The organism is Marinobacter sp. F3R11, from assembly GCF_003318275.1.
In the GTDB taxonomy this organism is placed as follows: domain Bacteria; phylum Pseudomonadota; class Gammaproteobacteria; order Pseudomonadales; family Oleiphilaceae; genus Marinobacter.
The window spans coordinates 911208-933154 of sequence record NZ_QOCH01000015.1; the positions used below are offsets into that span (position 1 = coordinate 911208).

Annotated in this window: 24 protein-coding genes and 1 other RNA gene; 14 read left to right on the forward strand and 11 right to left on the reverse strand. The window is 54.2% G+C overall.

What is annotated here, in order from left to right:
- Positions 1-14 precede the first annotated feature (14 nt).
- From DS878_RS12620 to DS878_RS12635, 4 genes are all read left to right on the forward strand, one after another.
- Positions 15-221 (forward strand): TIGR02449 family protein, encoded by a 207-nt coding sequence (locus DS878_RS12620; RefSeq protein WP_113816280.1) that lies wholly within the window; start codon positions 15-17, stop codon positions 219-221.
- Positions 221-517, forward strand: coding sequence for a cell division protein ZapA (locus DS878_RS12625; RefSeq protein ID WP_113816281.1), 297 nt, complete (start codon positions 221-223; stop codon positions 515-517). The genes DS878_RS12620 and DS878_RS12625 overlap by 1 nt, the downstream gene beginning before the upstream one ends.
- A 61-nt stretch (positions 518-578) precedes the next feature.
- Positions 579-758: non-coding RNA, 6S RNA (ssrS, locus tag DS878_RS12630), on the forward strand.
- A 4-nt stretch (positions 759-762) separates the two neighbouring features.
- Positions 763-1395, forward strand: a complete 633-nt coding sequence (locus DS878_RS12635) for a 5-formyltetrahydrofolate cyclo-ligase (RefSeq protein ID WP_113816282.1) — start codon at positions 763-765, stop codon at positions 1393-1395.
- A 13-nt stretch (positions 1396-1408) separates the two neighbouring features.
- Here the strand turns inward: DS878_RS12635 and DS878_RS15490 are convergent, their stop codons facing one another.
- Entirely contained in the window at positions 1409-1582 is a 174-nt protein-coding gene (locus DS878_RS15490) for a hypothetical protein (protein ID WP_187298788.1), read from the reverse strand.
- A 214-nt stretch (positions 1583-1796) separates the two neighbouring features.
- Positions 1797-3332 carry a threonine ammonia-lyase, biosynthetic gene (gene ilvA, locus DS878_RS12640; RefSeq protein WP_113816283.1) on the reverse strand — a complete coding sequence of 512 codons (1536 nt, stop codon included), beginning with the start codon at positions 3330-3332 and terminating at the stop codon, positions 1797-1799.
- A gap of 134 nt (positions 3333-3466) precedes the next feature.
- On the opposite strand from ilvA, the gene rpiA reads away from it, so the two are divergent.
- Positions 3467-4147, forward strand: coding sequence for a ribose-5-phosphate isomerase RpiA (gene rpiA / locus DS878_RS12645; protein ID WP_113816284.1), 681 nt, complete (start codon positions 3467-3469; stop codon positions 4145-4147).
- 197 nt (positions 4148-4344) lie between these two features.
- Here the strand turns inward: rpiA and DS878_RS12650 are convergent, their stop codons facing one another.
- Genes DS878_RS12650 through DS878_RS12685 form a run of 8 tightly spaced genes read right to left on the reverse strand, consistent with a single transcriptional unit; the run spans position 4345 to position 11717 of the window.
- The gene (locus DS878_RS12650; RefSeq protein WP_113816285.1) at positions 4345-5373 is read right to left on the reverse strand and encodes a hypothetical protein; all 1029 of its coding nucleotides are present in this window, start codon (positions 5371-5373) and stop codon (positions 4345-4347) included.
- A gap of 44 nt (positions 5374-5417) precedes the next feature.
- Positions 5418-5678 carry a hypothetical protein gene (locus DS878_RS12655; protein ID WP_113816286.1) on the reverse strand — a complete coding sequence of 87 codons (261 nt, stop codon included), beginning with the start codon at positions 5676-5678 and terminating at the stop codon, positions 5418-5420.
- On the reverse strand, positions 5678-6733 hold the full coding sequence (locus DS878_RS12660; protein ID WP_113816287.1) for a hypothetical protein: 1056 nt from the start codon (positions 6731-6733) through the stop codon (positions 5678-5680). Before DS878_RS12660 ends, DS878_RS12655 begins: the two co-directional genes overlap by 1 nt.
- Complete coding sequence (locus DS878_RS12665) at positions 6734-8488, reverse strand: hypothetical protein (protein WP_113816288.1); 1755 nt, start codon at positions 8486-8488, stop codon at positions 6734-6736.
- A complete protein-coding gene (locus tag DS878_RS12670; protein ID WP_113816289.1) occupies positions 8475-8831 on the reverse strand; it encodes a hypothetical protein in 357 nt (118 codons plus the stop codon). The genes DS878_RS12665 and DS878_RS12670 overlap by 14 nt, the downstream gene beginning before the upstream one ends.
- 2 nt (positions 8832-8833) lie before the next feature.
- Positions 8834-9124, reverse strand: a complete 291-nt coding sequence (locus tag DS878_RS12675) for a PAAR domain-containing protein (RefSeq protein WP_113816290.1) — start codon at positions 9122-9124, stop codon at positions 8834-8836.
- Positions 9124-9663 carry a DUF4123 domain-containing protein gene (locus DS878_RS12680; protein ID WP_187298789.1) on the reverse strand — a complete coding sequence of 180 codons (540 nt, stop codon included), beginning with the start codon at positions 9661-9663 and terminating at the stop codon, positions 9124-9126. Before DS878_RS12680 ends, DS878_RS12675 begins: the two co-directional genes overlap by 1 nt.
- Positions 9660-11717 (reverse strand): type VI secretion system Vgr family protein, encoded by a 2058-nt coding sequence (locus tag DS878_RS12685; protein ID WP_113816292.1) that lies wholly within the window; start codon positions 11715-11717, stop codon positions 9660-9662. Before DS878_RS12685 ends, DS878_RS12680 begins: the two co-directional genes overlap by 4 nt.
- A gap of 322 nt (positions 11718-12039) precedes the next feature.
- On the opposite strand from DS878_RS12685, the gene ppa reads away from it, so the two are divergent.
- Positions 12040-12567, forward strand: coding sequence for an inorganic diphosphatase (gene ppa, locus DS878_RS12690; protein ID WP_113816293.1), 528 nt, complete (start codon positions 12040-12042; stop codon positions 12565-12567).
- Between the two features lie 71 nt (positions 12568-12638).
- Here ppa and DS878_RS12695 read toward each other — a convergent pair whose 3' ends face one another.
- Positions 12639-13691 carry a DUF2333 family protein gene (locus DS878_RS12695; protein WP_113816294.1) on the reverse strand — a complete coding sequence of 351 codons (1053 nt, stop codon included), beginning with the start codon at positions 13689-13691 and terminating at the stop codon, positions 12639-12641.
- Positions 13692-13917: 226 nt separating this feature from the next.
- On the opposite strand from DS878_RS12695, the gene DS878_RS12700 reads away from it, so the two are divergent.
- The 8 genes from DS878_RS12700 (at position 13918) to fis (ending at position 21870) form a co-directional block, all read left to right on the forward strand.
- Positions 13918-15531 (forward strand): diguanylate cyclase, encoded by a 1614-nt coding sequence (locus DS878_RS12700; RefSeq protein ID WP_113816295.1) that lies wholly within the window; start codon positions 13918-13920, stop codon positions 15529-15531.
- Positions 15532-15797: 266 nt separating this feature from the next.
- On the forward strand, positions 15798-16238 hold the full coding sequence (gene aroQ, locus DS878_RS12705; protein ID WP_113816296.1) for a type II 3-dehydroquinate dehydratase: 441 nt from the start codon (positions 15798-15800) through the stop codon (positions 16236-16238).
- A 27-nt stretch (positions 16239-16265) separates the two neighbouring features.
- The gene (gene accB / locus DS878_RS12710; RefSeq protein WP_113816297.1) at positions 16266-16727 is read left to right on the forward strand and encodes an acetyl-CoA carboxylase biotin carboxyl carrier protein; all 462 of its coding nucleotides are present in this window, start codon (positions 16266-16268) and stop codon (positions 16725-16727) included.
- A gap of 18 nt (positions 16728-16745) precedes the next feature.
- On the forward strand, positions 16746-18092 hold the full coding sequence (accC, locus tag DS878_RS12715) for an acetyl-CoA carboxylase biotin carboxylase subunit (protein ID WP_113816298.1): 1347 nt from the start codon (positions 16746-16748) through the stop codon (positions 18090-18092).
- 28 nt (positions 18093-18120) lie between these two features.
- On the forward strand, positions 18121-19017 hold the full coding sequence (gene prmA, locus DS878_RS12720) for a 50S ribosomal protein L11 methyltransferase (protein ID WP_113816299.1): 897 nt from the start codon (positions 18121-18123) through the stop codon (positions 19015-19017).
- Positions 19018-19079: 62 nt separating this feature from the next.
- Positions 19080-20333, forward strand: coding sequence for a DUF3426 domain-containing protein (locus DS878_RS12725; protein WP_113816300.1), 1254 nt, complete (start codon positions 19080-19082; stop codon positions 20331-20333).
- Between the two features lie 224 nt (positions 20334-20557).
- Positions 20558-21556: a tRNA dihydrouridine synthase DusB gene (gene dusB, locus DS878_RS12730; RefSeq protein ID WP_113816301.1), complete on the forward strand. Its 999-nt coding sequence runs from the start codon at positions 20558-20560 to the stop codon at positions 21554-21556.
- Positions 21553-21870 carry a DNA-binding transcriptional regulator Fis gene (fis, locus tag DS878_RS12735; protein ID WP_096780479.1) on the forward strand — a complete coding sequence of 106 codons (318 nt, stop codon included), beginning with the start codon at positions 21553-21555 and terminating at the stop codon, positions 21868-21870. The genes dusB and fis overlap by 4 nt, the downstream gene beginning before the upstream one ends.
- Positions 21871-21947 lie beyond the last annotated feature (77 nt).

The window sequence follows — 21947 nt, forward strand, 5'->3', positions numbered from 1 at the left end:
ATGCTGGGCACGTCATGGAACAGTCCGAAGTACAAGCATTAGCGGACAAGCTGGACAAGCTGATCGAACACTGTCAGAAACTGGAGCAGGACAACGCCACTCTGAGGCAGCTGCAGGATGACTGGAACCGGGAACGGTCCCAGCTTATGCACAAAAATGATCTTGCCAAAAACAAGATCGAAGCCATGATCGGCCGCCTTCGGGCGCTGGAGCATCACTGATGTCTAAGCAAGCCACTACCGTTGAGGTCAAAATTCTCGACAAGGAATACCTGGTCTCCTGCCCCCCGGAAGAACAGGAAGCCCTCATTCGTGCAGCCAGACACCTGGATAATAAAATGCGCGAAATACGCACCAGCGGTAAGGTATTCGGAACTGAGCGCATTGCCGTGATGGCAGCCCTGAACATGACCCACGAACTGCTTGAGCGGGATACCATGTCTGACGCCACCAGCAGCTTGTTAAAAGCCATGGACAGCAAGCTGGAAAACGCCCTCGGAAAGCCCTCCAGCCACTGAAACTGTGAAGATTCCGCGATAGGTGTTGCAATCAGCCCCGGGTCTGACCCTATAATGATTTTACTTCCTGGGCTGTTCGCTGGTCGGATTCGTCCTCGAGCCGATGCGCACTACCCAGGTGGCCACTACAGGGCATTGTGAGCATGTCCCCGTCAGGGGAAAGCCTAATATGTCACAGCGGCCACCGACCTTGAACTTTGGGTTCAAGGGCCACATCTGATAACGGCAGTCCGGGAAGTTTCATTTTGAGCCAACGTATCGACTCACTCTCTTCTGAATCCGGTTTACTCTCTTTATCCCGCAACCAACTGCGCAAACAACTGCGCCAGCGCAGACGTATGTTGTCGCCCCGTGAGCAGCAACAGGCCTCTGCTTCTCTTGCCCTTAATCTGAGCCGGAATCCGGATTTACACAGAGCCAGACACATCGCCATTTATCTTCCCAACGATGGCGAGATTGATCCACACCCCTATATGGCCCTGGGGCTCCGCAAAGGCGTTAACTTCTACCTGCCGGTACTGCACCCGATTCACCCGGGGAAACTGGTGTTCAGCCCTTATTACGATGGTGTCGAATTGACAACAAATCGTTTTGGTATTCCCGAACCCTCATTCAGCAAAGGGCTCAGGAGACCGAGCTGGGCACTGGATGCCGTATTGTTCCCGCTGGTGGGATTTGATGAAAATGGTGGACGGCTGGGAATGGGAGGCGGGTTTTACGATAGAACCTTTGCATTCAGCAGGCAGAAAGCAAGACCAGCACCAAAGCTGATAGGCTTGGCCCATGATTTCCAGAAGGTAGAAAAACTGCCCGTTGAACCCTGGGATGTGCCGCTTCACAGCATAGTGACAGACCACCGGGTTTACCGGGTTAAATGAACCGGAAGAGATTTTACCGTGTCAGCGACGTTTTGAGCGTCTGCGCGGAGCTTGCCGAAACAGCGCCTTTCATTACGGTCGCAGCGGACCTGTCTTCCGACGCCTGAAGTGAAGTGAATCCGGTAATCACAAGGCCGACCGCAAAAATCAGCACAATGGCCCGGATAATATCAGGCTTACCACCCATGACACGCATTCCTGTTTCAAATTAAGGTTAAAGCTATGGAAAATCAGGGAGCTATTCTTGGTTTCAAGAATGTGACAAAAGACTACCACGCACTCTGATTTTTACAATTTTTAACAGGTTAAAGTTCAGTAAGATAAAGATATGAGGAAGGCAAGAGCATATTGCCAATAGAAATCAGCCCGGCCATTCCTGTCCGGGCTGACTGTTTTTCTGGTCAGGATGCTTTTCCGTTACCTGCTCCAAGGAAAAGCTGGTAAGCCTCATTATCCGTCATGTTTTCATAACGGAAACCGACTTTTTCCAGCATGGACTCAAAGTCTTTTACTTCATCGTCTTCCACCTGGGCACCCAGCAGCACACGGCTGTATGCCGCGCCGTGATTGCGGTAGTGGAACATGGAGATATTCCAGCGTGTTCCCAGAGACATCAGGAATTTCAGCAGAGCTCCCGGGCGTTCGGGAAACTCGAACTGGAAGACTTTCTCGTTGGTAATCGTGGGAGCATGGCCACCGACCATGTAGCGAATATGCTGTTTGGCCATATCACTGTCAGTAAGATCAACAACCGAGTAGCCATTTGCACGAAGATCCTGAACCAGCTCATCCCTGCCCAGGCCACCAGTCTGGATCTGAATACCCACGAAAATTGTGGCCTGGCTCGCATCTGAATACCGATAATTAAACTCGGTAATGCTGCGCTTGTGCAACGCATTGATGAAGGTTTTGAACGCACCCGGCTTCTCGGGAATGGTGACTGCGAGAATGGCCTCCCGCTTCTCACCAATTTCCGTACGCTCGGAAATGTATCGCAGGCGATCAAAATTCATATTTGCGCCACTCAGGGTGGCGATAAGATTTTCATTCTCAATCTTTTCCCGCTCGATGTACTTCTTGATTCCGGCCACACCCAGCGCTCCGGCTGGCTCGGATATGGAGCGGGTATCTTCAAAGATATCCTTGATGGCAGCGCAGATTTCGTCGGTGGAGACGGTAATCACCTCATCCACATGATCCTTGCATATCTCCCAGGGGTGCTCGCCAATCTGTTTTACAGCTACGCCGTCAGCGAAAATGCCCACTTCGTCCAGAATCACACGCTTGCCTGCTTTCATGGCAGCCTGCAGGCAGTTGGAATCTTCCGGCTCAACGCCAATAATCTTGATTTCAGGACGCAGGTACTTGATATAGGCCGCCATGCCGGCAATCAGGCCACCACCACCCACACAGATAAACACCGCATGGATAGGCCTGGTGAACTGCCACATCATTTCCATTGCAACTGTGCCCTGCCCGGCAATAACATCCGGATCGTCATAGGGCGGGATGTAGGTATAACCGTGCTTCTCAATCAACTCATGGGCATGAGCGGCAGCCTCATCAAAGGCATCGCCTCTGAGCACTACCTTCGCGCCATGATCACGAACGGAACGCACTTTGATTTCCGGCGTCGTCTGCGGCATCACAATGATGGCCTTGATTCCAAGTTTCTTGGCAGCAAGAGCCACACCCTGCGCGTGGTTACCGGCAGAGGCGCAAATCACGCCCTTGGATTTCTGTTCCTCAGACAACTGAGCAATTCGGTTGTACGCGCCACGAATCTTGAAGGAAAACACCGGCTGAAGGTCCTCTCGCTTGAGCATAATATTGTTGCCAAAGCGTTTGGACAGACTGCGGGCTTCAGTGAGGGGTGTTTCGATGGCCACGTCATAGACGCGCGCATCGAGAATCTTCTTGATGTAGCGTTGCGGCATGCTGGTTCCGATTGCTGGTGAATGGTAGGGGAAACGTACAGTTTAGAAAGTTTGCATATCAGCCGTCTATAAGCAGACCTCCTATAGGCGCTATAATGGAGCCAAACTCACACGATTTGCATCCGGAGCGCCCGATGACCCAGGACGAACTGAAAAAAGCTGTTGCCAAAGCCGCAGTGGACTACATAGCACCGCGCCTTGACCAGGACAGCATAATTGGCGTTGGTACCGGAAGCACTGCCAACTTTTTTATCGATATGCTCGCGGATCTGAAAACCGAGTTCGATGGGGCGGTAGCCAGTTCAGAAGCCACTGCGGAACGCCTGAAGAGCCACGGCATTCCTGTCTATGATCTGAACAGTGCCGGTGCGCTGGAGTTCTATGTAGATGGCGCTGACGAAACCAATGAACGCCTTGAGCTGATCAAGGGCGGTGGCGGTGCACTGACCCGGGAGAAAATAGTTGCCGCGGTCGCCGAGACCTTTATCTGCATTGCCGACGAGTCCAAGAAAGTTAACGTTCTGGGCGATTTTCCCCTGCCGGTAGAAGTAATCCCCATGGCACGCAGCCACGTTGGCCGTGAAATCGTCAAACTGGGCGGAGACCCTGTGTACCGGGACGGGTTCACAACCGATAACGGCAACATCATTCTCGACATACACAATCTGGATATTTCCCGCCCAATCCAGATTGAAGAGAAGCTTAACAATATTGTCGGAGTTGTCACCAACGGGCTCTTTGCCATACGCCCTGCGGATCTGCTGCTGCTCGGCACCACTCACGGTGTAGAGAGTATTCCTCGCAAAGGCAGCTGATATCCATACTTTGCGGCTCCGACCTGGCCAACCTGCAAACCCGCGCGGATCGCTACACAGTTGCGGTGCGCCCGGGAATGCACCAATCAGCGCAATGCATCCATCGCAGGCTTTCAGTTAACTCGCAGAGCAAGCCAACGCTTTGGCAGCGGTACCACTGAAATCATGAAAGGATTGATTGCCAGACGGCTGAGGATTTAATAAGGCCGTTCCTTCACACCTTTGAGCAGACCCACGATCACATCGGTGCCGCTCATGGGGGCCATCTCAGGATAGTCTTTCATCTCGATGGCGCCTTCGATTTCCAGGTGGGCGTGGCGGAAGCTATCCACTTTGGTGTCCGTAGCCACCCAGCGGAACTCCCGTTCGGTTTCGCTGTATTTGCCGTCACTGATGAACAGTCGCCCCTTGCGCCCTGCTACAGTCATCTTGCTGGAGGCCAGAAACGCCATCAGCCCACTGTTGCGGCCGAGCTCTTCTTTCAGGGCGGAGGCGTTGTGGAAGGTCCCCCCCATCAGAACAAAGCGGGATCGCTTGCCATTGTAAAACTCCATGGCGTACCCCTCCCGCTCCGGGGTCACGGTATTCACCACCACGAATTCCCGATCCAGGCAGACTCCCGCTTTTTTATGGGGCCAGGGGTGGTACTCCACATCCCTAGCTCGTTCTTGCATCCGGGCCAGGCGCTCCTGGTAGATGGCTTTGTAGCCGGATTCGCTCCGCTGCACAACACCAAGCGCTCCCTGGCCCTGGATAGCAATGGCCTGCTCAACCTCGGGAAAATCCTTTTGAAAGTACGTTTCAAAAACATGAGCAGCAGTAGGGTCTTCACTTAAACCCGGGATTTTCCGATAATCCGCATAATAAACCAGCGTTTTTAGATTGCCCTCCAGATTTTGGTGCACATAACCCGTCTCAACTTTTTCTTTCAGGCGCTTTGCTTCCACCCGGGTCTGCCATTCCCCAACACGCTGTTCACCGCGGTAGGTAGTGTCGTGGACTTGTTCCTCCGGTGGGTACACCGAGACCAAAATAAGCTCATCATTGTATCCACTGTCGACCAGCTTCATGTCCGCCGGCAGCTCCAGTTGGTAACGACCCGCACAGTGCTCCGTGAATTGGAATTCCGGTGCCCCCTTGACGTCCGTTTTGCTCATGGCCATTCCTTGTGTGGCTTGTATCAGCAAACCCAGCAACAGCAGGACGTGTTGAGCTACTGATGCCATGTCGCCCTCCCGATTGAGACATACACCCGGACAAATCAGAACATCTAGGAATCTTTGGAGAGGACCTTCCGGAATCCCATCCAGATCCCGGCCAGCATCCCAAGCAACCCGAAGCCTCCAGCCATGAGCATAAGCCCTCCGGCCCGGGCAATGCCATCCCACCCCCTGGAGCCACTCTCAAAGAACTCCGTCATTCCAGGAGTGGAGCCTAAAACCAATCCGACAACTACTCCGGCAACAGCCCCCAGCAGGGTGATTCCGACAACAATGAGTATGGAGCGAAGCTTTCGTGCAAAACCTGCCATTATCGTTTCACATCCAGCATGCCGTACGGCCGCTCCTTCACTCCTTTGAGCAGACCCACGATCACATCGGTGCCGCTCATGGGGGCCATCTCAGGATAGTCTTTCATCTCGATGGCGCCTTCGATTTCCAGGTGGGCGTGGCGGAAGCTATCCACTTTGGTGTCCGTAGCCACCCAGCGGAACTCCCGTTCGGTTTCGCTGTATTTGCCGTCACTGATGAACAGTCGCCCCTTGCGCCCTGCTACAGTCATCTTGCTGGAGGCCAGAAAGGCCATGAGACCACTGTTGCGGCCGAGCTCTTCTTTCAGGGCGGAGGCGTTGTGGAAGGTCCCCCCCATCAGAACAAAGCGGGATCGCTTGCCATTGTAAAACTCCATGGCGTACCCCTCCCGCTCCGGGGTCACGGTATTCACCACCACGAATTCCCGGTCCAGGCAGACTCCCGCTTTTTTATGGGGCCAGGGGTGGTACTCCACATCGCCCGCCCGCTCTTGCATCCGAGCCAGACGCTCGCGGAAGATGGCTTTGTAATCCGGTTCATCACGGCTAATATTTCCATGCACCCCCTGCCCCTGAATGGCAATGGCCTGCTCTACCTCGGGAAAGTCTTTCAGAAAAAAGGTTTCGTACTTATGCCATTCAGTAGGATCTTCACGCATGCCTGGAATTTTCCTCCGGTCGGCATAATAAACCAGCGTCTTGAGGTTGCCCCCCAGGCTCTCATGCACATAGCCAGTTTCCACAATCTCCTTCTGACGTTCAATTTCCACCCGGTCTTTCCATTCCTCAACACGCTGTTCACCGCGGTAAGCCGTGTCGTGGACTCGTTCTTCCGGTGGGTACACCGAGGTCATGATCAGTTCATCGTTGTATCCGCTGTCGATGAGCTTCATGTCTGCCGGCAGCTCCAGTTGGTAACGACCCGCACAGTGCTCCGTGAATTGGAATTCTGGGGCTTCTGCCTCATTGACGTCCGTTTTGCTCATGGCCATTCCTTGTGTTGTCTGTGTCAGTAATACCAGCCCTGCCAGGGCGTTGCGGATAAGTGGTGACATTCAGCCTCCCAGTTTGCTGTGGATGTCGGGCAGCAGCGTTTGCAGCTCACCCACTACCAGATCCCTTACGTCCGGGCAGTTAAAAAATGTTTGGTGTGTCTCCGTAGCCGGCAGGGGTATGCGTTTCAATCCGCCTGCCGCTGAGGGGTGGTCACCGGCACCGGCGTGGACGGTGGCGTCCCCTGGGGCGGCTTCCGGTTGCAGTTTGAAGCCTGTCGTATTGGCTTTCGGGGGAGGTGGCGGTTCGTGCTCATACCGGGCCTGTTGGAGCCACGCATCAAGCGCGGCCTCATGGCGCTGTTTTTCTTCCGGGCCGTACAGGCTCACCGTACCGTCACCAAAGAATATGGCATGGTTTTCATGGCGGTACACCTGCCACTCGTCCCGGCTACCATCCGGGATCTTTTTCCCCTCCCACACACAACGGTCAAAGGAGAGATCATTCTTATTGTTGCTGTAAATGAGTGTGGTGGTATTGTGAAAGTTGTCCGCGAGAGATTGATGGAAAACTGAAAATGCTTTAAGTCTAGACTTCATAGCAAACTGATAATCACGTAGTTCAGCAGCCGAACGCGTACCCACTGGCAACTCCGGCGCCAACAATTCCGGCTGAATCATCCGGTACCACACATCAAACCGCGAATAGAAATCGAAAACAGCCTCACCCTGCCCGATATCCAGTACCTCCGGTCCCTGCTCGCCTGCTTTCAGGTGTAGCCATTCCGGTTTATTGTCCGCCGTGCGGTATAACTGGTTGGGCAGCAATTCCAGGCCGCCCTGACAGAAACCGAGAATGGCTGTAGTATCAGCCGCATTTTTACCCAGAACAAATTTTGTCATGCCGGACTCTCCCGCCCGGAATTTTTTATATGTGGCCGGGCTCCCGTGGGTGGGCATGGCACCGTGAATAACAGCTTCCACCTCAGCTTCGATACCGGACAAGACAAACCCGGCCCGGGAGGCATAGCCGCCCATGGAATGGCTAATGACCACAAACTTGACGTCGGATGAGGATAACCCTCTCTCATCCCCGTCCACAATCTGTTGGCGGAATTCCGTAAGACGCTCCTTCAGCCGGTCACCAGCCACCTCATTGCTGACCATCCAGTTATAGCCTACGGCAAATACAGGAAAGCGCAGGCCCGGGTAGAGCCGGGAAAGTGTCTGCCCCTTGTTCTCAAGGTATTTCAGGAAGCTGCCATAGCTGTCCCAGTGCACCTCACCCCAGCCCCGGCTGCGTTTTTCCTGCACCTGTGAGGGAGGGACCGCCGTGTAGATGCGAAAATAGTCATCGGTGCCCTCGTCGATATCCAACAGATCATCCTGCCGATCAACAACAGGTGTTCCTCGACGTTTTGCGTTACCGTTGACCAGTAGCTGCTTGCGCTTCACAGGCCCGGCAAACATAAGGTCACTCACGCGAGGCACCACACCAGCGTACCGGCGGGCAGTGCGGCCTTTCTCAACCCAGCTGTCGCGGGTTTCTTTAACACCAATCCAGCGCCGCTGAAACCATTTCCCGACGGATTCCCAGGTGCCATCGGAATTATTTCCCTGAGCTTCGGCCATCTCCTGCTCCCGCTGCGCCTTGGCTTCAATAGCTGCGCCACTTGCCCCCTCGAACCCCAGGCCGGCTGCAGGATCCCAGACCGAGTCACCGCTTTTGGCATTCTTCAGCCGCGTACCCATAATCCCCGGCACGAACACCAAGGCAACGGCACCGGGGCGACACTTGCAATCTTCACTGCAGCTCATCCACGCTCTCCTTGTGTTGTTTTCGTTCCTTTGCCCATTCCAGTATCCGCTCCGCCCGGAACTGCTCCAATGCACCGGAGTCCATATAGCCTTTCACCACCGGGTGCTTCAGTGCATCCGGCACGTAGTGCAATGCCTCCAGGAACAGAGTTGTTGCAGGCAGGCTGGTAAAGCCGGCCTCGGCGGCCAGACTCAACCCGGTTTCCAGCTCGGCCTTGCACCTGGGCCAGTCGGCCGGAGGGTCCGGCAACTCCATTAAATGACGAGCCAGGGCAAAGCACCGGACTCGCTGTTGCTGGGCAGGCATGTGATCTAGGTCTTCCTGTGTAAGTGTCCAGCCCATGATCAACCTACCGTCACCGCAGGATCGCCTTCCAGCACCACTCCCCCATGGGCAGTGGTACTTCCCTGAAGCACAACGGGAACTCCGTTTACTGTCAGGCCTGGAGATCCCTGCACCAGGGTATCCGGCCCGCCCACCTTGCAACTGCATTTGTGGCCTTTAAGCGCCACAGGTACACCATTTACGGTAAAACCCTGATCGCCTTCGCTAATAGCCCCGCCAATATGCGGGGTATTGCCTGCGAACATGGGGCACGCGTGGTAATGTCCTTTCAGGGATACGGGAATGCCCATCAAACTTCCTCCGTGAATACTAATGGACTATTGGTGAAGCCCGCGCCTTTGCCTGACTGTTGCCAGATCTGGAGCTGATGCGGGTGGTTATACGGGTTCAGGTCTGCGTGAACCAGCAGATCAAATGGCGCCAGAAAATCGTTTCGACGCTGCTGCGTGCAGTCTTCAAGATAGGGAAAAAGCACCCGGGGGTCGTACCAGCGAAAGCGGGTTGTCTCACCGCTGGGCAGTGCGGCGTATACCCTGCCCCTGAGCTGGTTAACCAGTGTTTTCTGGTCAAGAGGGCTGGCACACCAAAGGCTGGCGTGGCCGAGTGGGTCTTTCTTCAGACAGGTATCCACAAGGTCGGGATAGCTGTCTGCTCTTATCAGCCATGGGCCGCTGTCGGCCAGATCTTCATCCTGCTGCCTGAACAGGGATTGCAGTGGGGCACCCATTCCCCGGGCGTACCATAACGGTTCTGCACAGCTGGCGGCATCCAATACCAGCCACTGAGCGCCTGCACCCAGCAAGGTTGTCCGGCGCTGTTCGTTGTTCATGCGCCATCTCCGCATGCGGAACAAATGTCCACCAACGGCGTTCCTTCCCGTGCCGCACTTTCCAGGGTCCTGATCTGTGCCGCTGCTCCCGTGGCTACTGCGACAGGGCCATTCAGCTTGATGGAGGGAGAGTCCACGGTTACTCCGCCGGAACCTATGGTAATTTTCCCGCCCGGCCCCTGGATCACCACGCTTTCACTGCCGGTGAGGGTCAGGTTGCGTGTATGGATGAGTGCGCTTTCTCCCGCCTCAACCACCACTTTCCCTTGTACCTTCTGGGTATAGTGCCCCCCCACTTCCAGATCATGGTTGGCGTGGCTGAACTCGTGGCGACGATCAGTAACCTCCAAACGGTAGTGCCGGCCGATATTGGTAAACCGGTCCCGGCCAACGGTCAGAGTCTGGTCCTGAACGATGTTTGTCTTCTGGTCGCGCCCGATTTCAATTTCTTCATCGCGCGTCACATTCAGGCGCTGATCATTACCGATGTGTTTTTCCCGATCATTTCCGACCGAATATTTCTGGTCGTTATAAACTTCCAGCTCGTGGTCTTTTTGCGCCCGAAGATAGACCAGTTGCTTTTCCTTCTCGTCCTCAAAACTTAACTCGTTATACCCACCACCCTGGTGCGTCTGGGTTCTGAGCACGGTCCGCGTTCGGTTTGTGGGCAGGGAATACGGGGGCGTATTGGTAGCGTGATAGGTCCGCCCTGTAATAATGGGCTGGTCCGGGTCACCGTCCAGAAAGCTCACGATCACCTCATGGCCCACACGGGGTAAAGCCATAAAGCCATACTGCCCACCAGCCCAGCCCTGGCTTACCCGCAGCCAGGCACTGCTGTGCTCATCATCCGTACCGTATCTGTCCCAGGGGAACTTCACCTTGACCCTGCCATGGTCATCGCAATAGATCTCTTCGCCGGCAGGCCCCGTTACCCTGGCTATTTGGGGGCCATCCATCACAGGCCGACAGGTTTCGTTAGAAGGGCGCCAGTTTACGGTCGCCGGCACAGCAGAAAACTTATTGTGATAAGTGGTGGGTTCGCCTCCAGCTTCTTCTTCCAGAGCCTGAGGCTGAACTCCGTGGTGTATCACGCCGGTCAGCAGCCACTCGGTATTAGCGGCCTCATCAAAATGGTCTTCAAGAGAAACCCTGGCACCCGCTGTAAAATCGGCACGGTTGCTCTCACCATTTGCGGTGCTCGTATTTCGCCTGAGGCCATCAAGCCTGGCCCGGGCGAAAGGTTCACCGCTCGCATCCTGTTTGTACCTGCCAGGGTAATCGTAGTGTTCGTAGTCGGGGCGCTGGTGCTGCAGGTTGGCAGCCACTTCTACATGGTCGAGCCCGTATGCGGGGTTGCGAAAGGTATAATCTTTCATGGCGACACCGGCTACTCCCACTCGCTCAGTGGTTTCAAACCGGTATATGCAGCTTTGCCGGCTGCTCCCTCCGGCCATTGCATTGTATGGAGCATTTTCCAGTTTCAGTGAATCCCGGTGATGATCGGCGATGATAAGTTCAGAACGCTCCTCGCCATGTTCCACCCGAAAGTGCCAGCCTTCCTCGGCAGCCAACCGCTTCAGAAAAGCCAGATCGGACTCTCGGTGCTGCACACAGTATTCCCGCTCCTCCGGCTCCCGGACCAGATTGAAACGCGTATCCGCAACCCCATGATCATCCAGCATCACCCGCACAATCGACTCGGTATTCTTGTGCTGGAATATGCGGCTGTTCCGGCCGATGCCGAGGCGCCAGAGGGGGGAGCTGACCACCATCTCATATCGTGTCCGGTGATCTCCGGCAGCGCCACGGCAGAACTCTGCCACCACGCCCCTGAACTGCCGCAGCAACAGCCCGTCCTGATAGATTCGAAGGGTTACGTTTTGCTCCAGCACGTCAGCTGGCGCAACGTGACTGGCCTTGCTGAAGGCGGTAAGAGTGAGCGTAAAAACTTCTGAGAGTGTTTCAGCGATATCGAATTCATACACACTGAATGTATCGTCGGGCAGCTCACCTACCACCACGGTGAATTGTAAGCCTGTGGAATCCAGCATAACCAACATCCTTTGTCAGCGGGGTAGTAACACACTTGATCATTGAGTAAAGGAGAACGGAAAAGGGACTGACAGGAATCGTACCGATAAAGAAGGAAGCCACAGTGAGCCATTCCTTTGCCCAATCGATTCTCACATCCCTTGTGAACCAGCTCTATATGCCATACGGCCTGCACAAAACCTAGCAGACCCTTGTTATGGCGGCAATCTGTTGCATAAAGGTACAGACCAACGTTTAGTTTCGATCCACACCATTGTCCCGTATAATTACGGCCACTTTTTAACCGCAGTTAAACCCATCTCAATACCAAAAGGATCGCACATGCAATTCGACAACATCCCCGCAGGCAAAAACCCGCCTGAAGATATCTACGTTGCCATCGAAATTCCGGCAAACAGCTCTCCTGTAAAGTACGAGCTGGATAAGGATATGGGCGCTCTTCTGGTTGACCGTTTTATGGCCACGCCCATGTTCTACCCGGCCAACTACGGTTTCATCCCTCACACACTGGCTGATGACGGCGATCCCCTGGATGTTCTGGTTGTTACTCCATACCCGATTCAGGCTGGCTCAGTGATTCGCTGCCGCCCGGTTGGCGTCCTGAACATGGAAGACGAAGCCGGCGGTGACGCCAAGCTTGTCGCCGTACCCCATGACAAGCTGACTAACGCCTACAAAGACGTGAAAGATATCGACGATCTGCCTTCATTGCTGCGTGATCAGATCCAACACTTCTTTGAAAACTATAAAACGCTTGAGCCAGGAAAATGGGTCAAGGTTCAGGGTTGGGATAACGCTGCCGCAGCAAAGAACGCCATTGTTGAATCGATCAAGGCCTACAAAGGCTGATCGGGCATATCAGGCCCATAAAAAAAACCGGGCTATCATCGCCCGGTTTTTTTATGCCTGAACGAACTTCCTCAGCCCCGCGACAGCAGATCCCGCATATCACTGATCGCAGCATTCGCACGGGAAAGGTAAGCCGCCATTGTCAGTGAATGGTTTGCCAGAACACCAAACCCACTGCCGTTCAGGATAACCGGGCTCCACATGTCGCCCTGAGCCCCTTCAAGCTCAATGATTACCTGCTTAACGCTGGAGACGGCATTTTTATCCTGAAGCACCTTACGGAAATCCACTTCAATCGCCCGGAAGATGTGCAGCAGCGCCCAGGAACTGCCCCGGGCTTCGTAGAACACATCGTCAATCTTGGTCCAATCAGTTTTTATGTCACCTCCACTGGATTCTTCGTTCAGCGGATTGTCTGCGTCAACATTGGCCACCGCCTCTGAAACAGATGCTTTGCCAACGCTCTCTCCCAAGGTACGCGACAGGCTACCCAGACGGGTTTCCAGATCACCCAGCCAGTTTTCCAGGTTATCGGCTCTGGCATAAAACTGGGCGTTTGCCTGCTCGGGGCTGGAAAGGCGGTTGAGGTAACGCTTCAACGCAGTGATACCCCTGCGATACTCCGCCTCTGTCGAGGGGATAGCCCAGCTGGAACTGTCAAAGTGGAATTGCGGCTCGGCAATAATCAGGTCCGGATCTTCCGCAGACTGGCTCTGGGAGCGGCTGATATCTTTGCGCATGGCGCGGGACAGGTCACGTAATTGCACCAGCACCCCGTATTCCCAGTTCGGCATATTATCCAGCCAAAGGCCCGGCGGGAAAATATCGTTGGTAATATAGCCCCCCGGCTTGTCCAGAAGGGTTTCTGCTATACGGATCATTGTTACGGTCGTGGCAAAACCGGTTATCGGCTCTCTTTGCATCTCATTGGCAACGGCCCTGGTATGCTCACGCACAGAAAAAGGTTCCGGCTCACTGCTCCAGTACATCCCCACAACCACTGCCACCAACAGGTATACCAGCAGAACAACCGCTAAAAACTTGCCGATCACGCCGCTGTTGCCAGCATAATCCTGAGCATCGTCCTTTTTGTCCCTGAAATACTGTCTGATTTTGCCTGGCATATTACGTTAAGCCCCTTGTGTGTTAATTCGCTGAGCAAATAGTCTGTACTGATCGTAACCCATGGTGCCGCCCATATACATACCGCATAATTGACAATCGGTTACATAGTGCAACCTACGCCGACAACTCTAAACAATATAGACGCCTGAAACATACTAAGGTTGGCAAAATCGTCCATACCACAGGAAGGACGGCCCATACCTAAAAGAAACAGGCCGGAGCATAATGAGCGACGCAAGCCAGAAAGAAAAACTCAGGCAGCATTTTGCACGCCGCGTAACAACCCAGGCACGAGTTGTCCTGGACACCTGGCAAAAAATCCATACCAATAATGGTTCTTTTACAAGCCACCGCGACGAGCTTCTCTCAGCCGCTGACAAGCTGGTGCGTTATGCACAGCGCTTCGATATGGCAGGCCATGCAGAAGCTGGCAGCAATATTCTCGCGATTGTCCAGCGCTGGCCAAAAGACGAACCTCTGGACGAACCCACAGGGCAACAACTCCAGGACGCCATCGATGCACTTGCGCGCAGTACCCTGAGGCGCACCGACCAAAGCAACGCGGAAGCTCCCCATCAATTCCGACGCACACCGGTTTACATCGCGTTGGCGAACGGAGAGATGGCGAACAGACTGATTCGCCAGCTTGAGTTTTTTGGCTTCCGGGCTTCGGCTTATGATTCCGCTGAGGAACTGATCGAAGCCTGCGCTCTTCATAAACCCGAAACCATACTTGTGGATGTGAATTTTGGTGGCGAGCCCAATATGGGTATCGCTACTATTGAACAACTGCAGGAGCGACACGACACACCCATCCCGATTATTTTCATGAGCGATGAGGATGGCACCATTCAGACCCGTCTGCGTGCCTCCCGCTGCGGCGGCGAAGAGTTTTTTTACCCAGCAGTTGATCCGGGCCAGCTGATCGAAAAGATCGAAACCTATACCCACGGCAACACCGTTGAACCCTATCGCGTGCTGGTTCTGGACGACTCCAGAGCACAGGCTAAATTCATGGAAACGGTTTTAAAGCGTGCGGGCATGACTGCACATATTATTACCGACCCCATGGAGATCATTAACGCTCTCGACATGTTTTGCCCGGAAATCATCGTGCTCGATATGTACATGCCCGGATGCACCGGCATGGAGATTGCCCGGGTGATCCGCCAGCAGGACAAATTTCACAGCGTACCCATTATCTACCTCTCAGCCGAGGACGATGTCACCAAGCAGTTGCATGCCATGAGCCTGGGCGGCGATGACTTTCTGACCAAGCCAATTGATCCCAAGCACCTGATTTCAACGCTCCACAATCGTGGCCGGCGCGCACGTTCCCTGCTTGCGCTGATGATACGTGACAGCCTGACGGGGCTATACAACCACACCCATACGCTGTACCTGCTGGACCAGGAAATTGTCCGGGCACAACAGAAAAACCAGCCCCTGTGTTTTGCAATGATTGATATTGATTATTTCAAGAAGGTGAACGACACCTTCGGGCACCCTATCGGCGACCGGGTTCTTCGCAGCCTTTCCATGTTTCTCAAGCAGCGTTTGCGAAAAACTGACCATGTCGGCCGCTACGGCGGTGAAGAATTCGCAATCCTTCTGCCTGACACGCGTCCCAGTGACGCCCGCAATGTTCTCAACGAAATCCGCGAACGCTTCTCTGAGCTGAAGCAGCCTGCGGGTGACAGAGAGTTCAATGTCACCTTTAGTTGCGGTGTGGCTGCCTGGGATAACGAATCGTCCCAATCGTTGCGGGAGCGGGCGGATCGTGCGCTCTATGCTTCCAAAGAACACGGCCGCAACTGCGTCACACTTGCCGACACATGAAAGGTGAAGTAATGAGCCGGGCAGCTCCAGCGAGCTGCCCGTATGAAACCATCGTCGTATAGAAGTCCTCCCCTCCGATAACGACAATGATCAGCATTCTTAAAAGGGTCCCGTTCCGGCTTTGTCTGCCCTCTTGTGACAATCGGCGGACAACAGGATACATTGTCAAAAAGTGTTGATCTGAAGAAACAAAGCACACACCATTAGTGGAAAATGCCGTTATATTCGGCGATCCTGTAAAAAAGACAAATAAGGCAGACGCATCCATGTCGACAATTCTCGTGCTCCATGGCCCCAACCTGAACATGCTCGGCACCCGCGAGCCTGAGGTCTATGGCCACGAGACACTTGCAGATATTGACGAGCGCTTACGACAAAAGGCAGCAGATAACGGCCATCACCTGCTGCATCTGCAGTCAAACGCCGAGTACGAGCTTATTGACCGGGTTCACGAAGCCCGGGAGGAAGGCGTGGATTTTATCATTATCAATCCAGCTGCCTTTACTCACACCAGCGTTGCCTTACGGGATGCCATACTGGCCTCAGGAATTCCTTTTATAGAAGTACATCTTTCTAACGTGCATGCGCGGGAAGCTTTCCGCCACCACTCCTATTTTTCCGATATCGCCGAAGGCGTTATCTGCGGACTGGGTAGCCAGGGGTACGAACTCGCGCTCCAGGCTGCCATGCAACGAACTCACCGATAGACCTGACAAAACGGGACTGGATTGACTATGGATATTCGCAAAATCAAGAAACTGATCGAATTGCTTGAGGAGTCTGACGTCGAAGAACTTGAAATACACGAGGGCGATGATTCTGTTCGCATCTCCCGACGTCGTGAGCAGGTTTCTGGCGGCCAGCACATCAGCCACTATGCACCACCGCAGCCCCAGTTTGCCCCGGCTCCTGAAACCCCGGGCCCCGTCCAGGAAGAAAGCGCACAACCAGACGTTCACAACGGACATGCGCTGCGCTCCCCGATGGTAGGAACTTTTTACAGGGCACCTTCACCCTCTGCTGATTCTTTCGTAGAAATCGGCCAGCAGGTTAAAGCCGGCGATGTTGTCTGCATTGTGGAAGCCATGAAAATGATGAACCAGATCGAGGCAGACAAGAGCGGTACGGTCACTGAAATCCTGGTTGAGAACGGTCAGCCCGTAGAGTTTGACCAGCCGCTGTTAATCATTTCCTGAACCCGGTGATAGCTACTCATGGCCATGTTAGAAAAAGTTCTGATCGCAAACCGGGGTGAAATAGCCCTCCGGATCTTGCGTGCCTGCAAAGAGCTCGGTATCAAAACCGTAGCGGTTCACTCACAGGTTGACCGCGACCTGATGCACGTGCGCCTGGCCGATGAATCTGTATGTATCGGCCCAAACAGCCCCCTGGAAAGTTACCTCAATATTCCGGCGATTATCAGTGCCGCCGAGGTGACGGATTCCGTGGGTATCCACCCAGGGTATGGCTTTCTTGCCGAAAATGCTGATTTTGCCGAACAGGTCGAGAAAAGCGGATTCCGCTTCATTGGCCCCAGGGCAGAAACCATTCGCCTGATGGGCAACAAAGTATCAGCCATTAATGCGATGATTCGCGCCGGAGTTCCCACAGTTCCGGGCTCGGACGGCCCGCTGACCGATGACGAAGAGCGCACTCTGGAAGTTGCCCGTAAAATCGGCTACCCGGTAATGATCAAAGCTGCCTCAGGTGGCGGCGGTCGCGGCATGCAGGTGGTTCACTCCGAGGCAGCACTGCTCAAGGGTGTTCAGATTACCCAGACCGAAGCACGAAATGCGTTTGGCGACCCCACGGTTTATCTGGAGAAATTTCTGGAGGCTCCGCGCCACGTAGAGGTGCAGGTTCTCGCCGACATGCACGGCAACTGCATCCATCTGGGTGACCGCGACTGCTCTATGCAGCGTCGCAACCAGAAAGTGATAGAGGAAGCTCCGGCCCCGAACATCAATCCGGAATCCCGCGAGCGTACGCTCAAAGCCTGCGTAGATGCATGCAAGGAAATCGGCTATGTCGGTGCTGGCACATTTGAGTTCCTGTATCAGGACGGCGAGTTCTTTTTCATTGAGATGAACACGCGCGTCCAGGTGGAGCACCCGGTCTCTGAAATGGTGACTGGCGTAGATATTGTTCGTGAGCAACTACGCATCGCCAGCGGTCTCCCGCTCCAGTACAAGCAGGAAGACATTAACATCATGGGCCACGCTATCGAGTGTCGCATCAATGCGGAAGACCCGGATACATTTGTACCCAGCCCAGGCAAAGTGAAGCACTTTCACGCTCCCGGTGGTTATGGCGTACGGGTGGATTCTCACCTCTATAGTGGCTACACGGTGCCTCCGTTTTATGATTCACTGATTGCAAAACTGATCACCTGGGGCGACGATCGGCAGATAGCCCGTAGGCGAATGAAAAACGCTTTGGACGAACTGTTGGTCGATGGTATTAAAACCAATCAGCCCCTGCATCGAAAACTGGTACGCGATGGCGGCTTTAAAACGGTAGACTTCACCATCCACTACCTTGAGAAACTGATGCGGGACTAACACCCTGCATCACAATGCAGGAAAGCCTATGCCCTGGATACAACTTCAGATCCCGGCTGATCCCGATACGGCGGATCAGCTTGAGGACCTGCTTATGGAGATGGGTGCAGATGCCGTATCCATGGAAGATGCGGCAGACCAGCCACTCTACGAACCCGACCCTGGCACCACACCTCTGTGGAGCCAGACGACCGTCACCGGGCTCTTTCAATCTGACAGAGACATCGATCAGCTTTGTTCAGATGTACGCAACGCCTGGCATCAGCAAACCCAGAAAACTCTCGCAGATATTGACGTTACCCTGGTTGAAGACAAGGACTGGGAACGGGCGTGGATGGATGATTTTCACCCACTGCAATTCGGTGAGCGCCTCTGGATAGTACCAAGCTGGCATGAAGCACCGGATCCCGATGCAGCAAACCTTATGCTGGACCCCGGGCTCGCATTTGGCACCGGGACACACCCAACTACTGCCCTGTGCCTGGAATGGCTTGACGGACAGGATGTTAGTGGCAAGCAGGTTACCGACTACGGCTGCGGCTCGGGCATCCTCGGTCTTGCGGCGTTGTTACTGGGCGCAAACCATGTTGTTGGTGTAGATACTGACCCTCAGGCTCTCGAAGCCAGCCGGGAAAATGCCCGCCGCAACAACGTCGATGAATCCAGGCTTGATCTGTTTCTTCCGGCGAACGAGCCAGATACAAAAGCCGACATCATGCTTGCCAATATACTCGCGCAGCCTCTGATCGGCCTGGCGCCACATCTGGCAGCACTCACAAAGCCCGGGGGCGATCTGGTACTTTCAGGTATTCTGTCAAACCAGGCCCGCGAGGTAATGGCCGCCTATGAACCCTGGTTTATTATGGATGAGCCGGAACAGCGAGAAGAATGGATACGCCTCACAGGACGGCGTAACGAGAGATGACGAAGGCCGTCTTAACGACTAAACTCCCAGACTCGTAGTCCAGTCGCTTTCAGGAACGAAGCATGACCCAAAGTAGTCTGCAGACCCAGTGCCCAAAATGTCGTACCCGGTTCAGGGTTACCGATGAGCAACTTGGTATTGCCAAGGGCAAGGTGCGCTGCGGCCACTGCATGGAAGTATTCAACGCGGTCGACCATCAAGTGGCGGGCAGTGCAACCGGGCCGCGTGCAGGCAACAACACACCGGGAACTGCCGGCCGGCCGGAACACCCTTCCAGGGAGCGTTCCGCCACCGGCTTCACCAGCGACATAATTGAAGACGATTTCATCTTTGCCGACAATCCCGAGGAAGATGCAGAAGAAGGCCCTTACGCCGGCACAAAGCTGACTTTTTCAGAGGAAGAATTAAGCGATAGCTTTCGTGACGTAGACGCTCAGGATCCAACCTCACTGGGCAGTTCAGACAACGACGACCTTACCGGCGACATCGACGAAAGCTGGGCTGAAGCTATCCTCAATGAAGACAGCGCGCCTGCAAAGCCTCCTGCTGAGCCCGAGTTCGATAAGGCAAAGCCGGGGCCAGAACCACAACAAAAACTCCCGGTCGAACCTGAAGACTCCGGCACCGGAACACCATCAGAACCTCCTCAGGAGCAGGCGGATGCCACTGGGTTTTATGTAGATGAACAACCCGACCCCGCATTTGAGTCGTTTGCAAGCGAACATGGGGACGAACCGGAAAACGAGCATCAACAGAATGAGCCTTTCACAGCAAACGCTCCGTTTGACGATCTCAGATACGACCCCGTCTCTGTGGGAGCCAAGGACAGGAGTTGGCTACGCTCCCTCGTCTGGTCACTGATCATACTCGGCCTTGTAGGTGTCCTGGTTGCGCAGGTGACCTGGTTCCAGTTTGACCGGCTATCGACAATTCCAGAGCTTCGCCCCTTCTATGAAAAGGGCTGTGAGCTTGCCGGCTGTGAGCTGAAGCCCCTGATTAATATCGAATCAATCAAGAGCCGCAAGCTGGTGGTCCGCACCAATCCGGAAAACCGCAGTCAACTGGTCGTCGATGCAGTCATCATCAACCAGGCAGATTTTCAGCAGCCCTTCCCGGCCATTGCTCTCACTTTCTCCAATCTCAATGGCGACGTCGTTGCCCAGAGTATTTTCACACCAGAGGAATACCTTGCTGGTGAGGGTGAAGAGCTGGACATAATGCCGGTAGAGACTCCGGTACGCATTGCAATAAGTATTCGAGACCCGGGCCGGGATGCCGTGAATTACAACATAAGCTTTCAACCCTATGCCCCGTGAGATTGCTCGCAGGAAATAACCCGGCGGGCACGTCGGTCGTGACCTGATAGGACAAAAGTCAACCAGAAAGAACGAAAAATAATCAGTTTTTTCGGCTTACTGCCCCTTCAATCACAGTGCCCCCGGCGGTATCATTAGCGCCCTTCGGAACTGACGCCGGTCATTTATTGACCAACGCCGTTACTCCGACTTTTGCTTAATCTGCCGTGATACGGATTCAGACCATGTTGCCAATGGCAAAAATCGGGCCGTACACTCTGCCCAATCCGCTGATAGTTGCACCTATGGCGGGTGTAACAGACCGGCCATTTCGGTTGCTCTGCCGGAAAATGGGCGCTGGGCTGGCGGTGTCGGAAATGGTAATAGCAGACAGCAAACTCTGGCATACCCGTAAGTCCAGAACCCGCATGAATCATACCGGGGAGCCAGAACCAAGATCGGTACAGATCGCTGGCGGTGACCCGGAAATGCTGGCGAATGCGGCCCGGCTAAACGCAGAATCCGGCGCCCAGATTATTGACATCAACATGGGCTGTCCGGCCAAAAAAGTGTGCAACAAGGCAGCCGGCTCAGCACTGATGAAAGATGAAAGGCTGGTAAGGGACATACTGAGCGCAGTAGTCAACGCCGTTGATGTTCCCGTTACCCTGAAAATGCGCACCGGTTGGGATCAGAACAATCGCAATGCCCTGACCATCGCACGCATGGCTGAAGATATCGGCATTCAGGCCCTGGCAATTCATGGTCGTACCCGCGCAGACAAATACAATGGCGATGCTGAGTACGACACCATTGCAGAAGTAAAATCCAGTGTAGGCATTCCGATTTTCGCCAACGGCGATATCACATCACCGGAAAAGGCGCGATGGGTTATGGAATATACCGGTGCTGACGGCCTGCTTATAGGTCGTGCTGCACAGGGCAGCCCATGGATTTTCAGGGAAATATTGCATTTCCTCGAAACCGGCCAGCACCTTCCGGCGCCTCCACTTGATGAAGTGGAACAGATTCTGAGCGAACACCTGGACGCCCTGCACAGCTTTTACGGAGAGCTCATGGGCGTGCGTATTGCCAGAAAACATGTGGGTTGGTATCTGCAGTCCCACGACCCGGGCAAACAGTTCCGTAATCGCTTTAATGCGCTTAATGAATCACTTGCGCAAAAAGACAGTATTCAACAGTATTTTTCAGGTTTACGAAATGGAGAGGAATTCGCAGCATGACCGCTGAGACTTTGGCAAACAACACTCTGAACACACCGGCCAACGATGATATTCACCAATTGCAAACGGTGAACAGCAGCGGCAACACCGTTACCCTGCGCGACAACGTTGAAGTAGCACTGAAAAACTACTTCACCCAACTTGACGGAGCTCCCGTCACTGAGGTTTACCAACTGGTATTATCCGAAGTGGAAGCACCTCTGTTGGAGCAGGTAATGAAGTACACGCGCAACAACCAGACCAAGGCGTCCACCATGCTCGGACTGAATCGCGGAACCCTGCGCAAAAAACTTAAGCAGTACGGGCTGCTATAATCGAAACACCCTGACTTGATGAGGGCCTCCCGGACACCCTTGGCCAGGCCCTCGTTCGTTCACCCCAAGTGAAGAAT